This is a genomic window from Paucilactobacillus nenjiangensis (assembly GCF_005405445.1).
In the GTDB taxonomy this organism is placed as follows: domain Bacteria; phylum Bacillota; class Bacilli; order Lactobacillales; family Lactobacillaceae; genus Paucilactobacillus; species Paucilactobacillus nenjiangensis.
Genome location: NZ_BJEB01000106.1, coordinates 1 through 1,533, shown reverse-complemented (window position 1 = coordinate 1,533; position 1,533 = coordinate 1). Strand labels below are relative to the sequence as shown.

At 39.1% G+C, this 1,533-nt stretch carries 2 protein-coding genes; both read left to right on the top strand.

From position 1 onward, the window contains the following. The first annotated feature begins 108 nt into the window (after positions 1–108). Positions 109–708, top strand: coding sequence for a helix-turn-helix domain-containing protein (locus FFM59_RS09930; protein WP_137602857.1), 600 nt, complete (start codon positions 109–111; stop codon positions 706–708). Then, positions 645–1,533: IS3 family transposase (locus tag FFM59_RS09925; protein ID WP_137602858.1), on the top strand; the 889-nt coding region annotated here is incomplete at its 3' end. The genes FFM59_RS09930 and FFM59_RS09925, both read left to right, overlap by 64 nt.

Here is a 1,533-nt window from a genome sequence, read left to right as displayed (position 1 = left end):
ATTGTAAGTTATTCAACTATTGAAAAGCTTAAATTACTTCATGATTATCAGAAATCGGATTATGGTTTAACGGTGTACTCCGATTACCATGGTGTCCGACCAGCAAACATGAGTAAGTGGATTAAGCAATTCCTACTCGTTGGATTGGCGGGATTAATTAGACCTAAGCATAATCAGAAGTACTCATTAGAGACTAAGTTAACTGCTGTAAAAGCTTATCTTTCTGGCAAGTATACTAATCAAGCAATTCTCCAGCAGTATCAAATTAGAAATATTTCTCAACTACATCAATGGGTTATCAGTTACAATAATGACAAACTCCGAGTTAATCAGACAATGAGAAAGCGAGTCAGAAAAATGGGACGAAAAGTAACCTTTGATGAAAAGAGGCAGATTGTCCGATGGACAATTGAACATAACAATAACTATAAAGCGGCTGCAGAGAAGTATGATATTAGTTACCAACGGGTTTATTCTTGGGTACGGAAGTACCGAGTAAATAGCGACTGGGAAGTACTAAAAGATAACCGTGGGCGTAATAAAGGAAAAGAGCCCACTAATGAACTAGAAAGACTAAGGAAACGAGTTCGTGAGCTAGAAGCTCGTGACCGTGAACGGGAGCTGCAAATCGCTTTTGCAAAAAAATTAGTCGAAATACGCAATCGGGAGGTGAAACGACCGGACGATATCAAGCGATTCAAGAAATGAACAATGAAGGTTATTCTATTAGTGAATTGACCAAGGTCGCTGGAATTACTAGACAGGCTTACTACAAATGGCTGAAACATGAACCGACTAAATATGAGATTGAAGAATCGGAGATTCTCCAATTGATTAAACAGTTAGAAAATGAACACAAGCAAAGCGTTGGCTATGACAAAATGACTAGGTTAATCAAGTTAAGTCATCAGATTCCTTATACCGTCAATAAGAAACGAGTCATTCGCATTATGAAAGACCATAGTATCAAAGCTGACTATCGTCAGCCAACCCATAAACGTATTCAAGCCCAGCAAACTTATGAAGCTGAAAATATTCTTAACCGACAATTTGACCAAACCGCAGCTAACCAAGTTTGGGTTACGGATACGACGGAACTAAATTACGGAATCCGGCTTAATAAAGTTCGTCTACATGTAGTATTAGATTTATATGGTCAATATCCAGTAAGCTGGTTAATTACACCTACAGAAACCGCTGAAGGAGTAGTTCAATTGTTCGAGCAAGCACGGATGAAGGAAGGAGCACTAGCTCCGTTAATTCATACTGATCGTGGTGCGGCGTATACTTCCAAAGCATTTAATCAGTATTTAGTAGTTAATGATGCCCAACACAGTTATTCAGCACCAGGGACACCGGCTGACAATGCCGTAATAGAACATTGGTGGGCAGATTTTAAGGCTATTTGGATCGCACACCTGCCTAAAGCACAAACATTATTAGAACTAGAAGGACAAGTTAGAGAAGGAATTACCTATTTCACTGAAAAATTTATCTCAGCGAAGAGAAATGACCTTACCGCAGCGGAATACC